General features: G+C 67.8%; 3 protein-coding genes and 1 pseudogene. All 4 read left to right on the top strand.

Going from position 1 to position 2,136, the window contains the following annotated elements; all coding sequences use genetic code 11:
- Positions 1–227, top strand: a pseudogene (locus tag SPI01S_RS22815) (methyl-accepting chemotaxis protein); the annotation flags it as partial.
- Positions 224–703: a chemotaxis protein CheW gene (locus SPI01S_RS21550; protein ID WP_066727413.1), complete on the top strand. Its 480-nt coding sequence runs from the start codon at positions 224–226 to the stop codon at positions 701–703. The pseudogene SPI01S_RS22815 and the gene SPI01S_RS21550, both read left to right, overlap by 4 nt.
- 68 nt (positions 704–771) lie before the next feature.
- Complete coding sequence (locus SPI01S_RS21545; protein ID WP_066727415.1) at positions 772–1,587, top strand: CheR family methyltransferase; 816 nt, start codon at positions 772–774, stop codon at positions 1,585–1,587.
- Positions 1,587–2,136, top strand: a 550-nt coding sequence (locus SPI01S_RS21540; protein ID WP_157084837.1) for a response regulator, incomplete at its 3' end; no start/stop codon positions are given. The genes SPI01S_RS21545 and SPI01S_RS21540, both read left to right, overlap by 1 nt.

Below are 2,136 nucleotides of genomic sequence, written 5' to 3'. Positions count from 1 at the left end.
AGCTCCAGGCCAGCATCGCCTATTTCCGCGTCGAGCAGCAGCACCAGCGCGGCCGACCCGCCGCCGCCGCCCGTCGCCCGGCGCCGAAGGCCGCCGCCAAGCCCGCCGCGCGGCCGAAGCCCAACAGCGTCGCCGATCAGCAGGCCCGGGTCAGCGGCTTCGCGCTGGACCTGACGTCCGGCGGCCCCGATGCGCAGGACAGCGCCTTCGACATGGAGGCAGCATGAGCGACGCCGCCGAGCTCCAGCTCGTAACCTTCGGGCTGGACGCGGAGATCTTCGCCGTGCCGGTGACGCTGGTGCGGGAGATCCTCGACTATCGCGAGACCTTCCGCATCCCCAACGGGCCGGACTATCTGCTCGGCCTGACCGACATGCGCGGCCAGGGCGTGCCGACGATCGACTTCCGGCAGCGGCTGGGCCTCTCGCCGGTCACGCCGACGCCGGCCACCCGCATCCTGGTGGTCGACGTGCCGGTCGCCGATCGCGTGCTGATGCTGGGCCTCGTGGTCGATCGCGTGCTCGAGGTATGCAGCGTGACCACCGACCAGCTGGAAGCCGCGCCGGACATCGGCGTGCGCTGGTCCTCCGACTATATCGGCGGGGTGATTAAGCGGTCTGAAGGATTCGTCGTGCTAGTCGATATGGCGAAGATCTTCTCGTCCGAGGAAGCGCGGGTACTCACCACCCGCGCTGCCGCCTGAGAGTCACGGAGCAGCCCTTGTCCGCAGCATTAGCGCTGGATCCGTCGCCCCCGCCGGGGCTCGACATGATGAGCAAGCGCAACTTCGCGCGCCTGGCCGCCTATATCTACGAGGTCTCGGGCATCAAGATGCCGGAGAGCAAGAAGACCATGCTCGAGGGTCGGCTGCGCCGCCGGCTGCGCGCGATCGGCATCGATACGCTCGACGACTATTGCGACCATGTGTTCGCCGGCAACCACCTGGCGGCTGAAGGGTTGCACCTGATCAACGCCGTCACTACCAACAAGACCGACTTCTTCCGCGAGCCGGCGCATTTCGACTATCTTGTCGATCGGGCGCTGCCGGCGCTCGCGACGCGGGGCGTACGCACGCTGCGCGCCTGGAGCGCCGCCTGCTCGACAGGCCCCGAGCCCTATACCCTGGCGATGGTGCTCGACGATTATGCCGAGCGAATGGGCGGCCCGGACTATGGCATTCTCGCCACCGACCTCGATACCGAGGTGCTGGCGGCGGCGCGCAGCGGCATCTACGCCGCCGAGCTGGTCGATCCGGTGCCGGCTGCCTTGCGCCGCAAATATGTGATGACCTCGAACGATCCGCGCCGGCGCGAGGTGCGGATGGTGCCGCGGCTGCGCAGCGCGATCGGTTTCGGGCGGCTGAACCTGATGGATGATCGCTACCCGGTGGGCGACGCGATGCACCTGGTCTTCTGCCGCAACGTGCTGATCTATTTCGACAAGCCGACGCAGAAGAAGGTCGTCTCGCAGCTCTATGACTGTCTGGCGCCCGGCGGCTATCTGTTCCTCGGCCATTCGGAATCGATCACCGGCCTCGGCATGCCGCTGGAGCAGGTCGCCAACACCGTCTTCCGGCGGGGCGACTGATGCCCAAGATCCGCGTCCTGATCGTCGATGATTCGGCAAGCGTGCGCCAGACCATGACCGCGATCCTGGAGGAAGACCCGGCGATCGAGGTGATGGGTACCGCCGCCGATCCTTTCAGCGCTGCCAAGCGCATCCAGGAGGAAGTGCCCGACGTCATCACGCTCGACGTGGAGATGCCGCGGATGGACGGCATCACCTTCCTGCGCAAGCTGATGCAGCAATGCCCCGTGCCGGTGGTGATGTGCTCGTCCTTGACCGAGAACGGCTCCGACACGCTGCTCCAGGCGATGGAAGCGGGCGCGGTCGACGTGATCCTGAAGCCGCGCGTGGGTGTGGCCGATCACCTCGCCGAACACCATCTCCAGATCCGCGACGTGGTGAAGGCCGCGGCGCGCGCGCGGGTGCGCGGGCGGCCGGGCAAGCCCATGCCCAAGACCGAGGCGCCGGCCCAGAAGCTCACCGCCGATGCAGTCCTGCCGCCGCCCAGCGGCAAGCCGATGAGCCGCACCACCGAGATGGTGGTGTGCATGGGCGCGTCGACCGGCGGAA

Origin of the sequence: Sphingomonas pituitosa NBRC 102491 (assembly GCF_001598435.1) — a bacterium.
Taxonomy (GTDB): Bacteria; Pseudomonadota; Alphaproteobacteria; order Sphingomonadales; family Sphingomonadaceae; genus Sphingomonas; species Sphingomonas pituitosa.
Note: the sequence above shows the minus strand (reverse complement) of the source record. Positions and strands in the feature narration are given on the sequence as shown.

Coding starts and splice junctions, on each gene's coding strand:
- SPI01S_RS21545 (WP_066727415.1), top strand. CDS start 772: ATGAGCAAGCGCAACTTCGCGCGCCTGGCCGCCTATATCTACGAGGTC.
- SPI01S_RS21550 (WP_066727413.1), top strand. CDS start 224: ATGAGCGACGCCGCCGAGCTCCAGCTCGTAACCTTCGGGCTGGACGCG.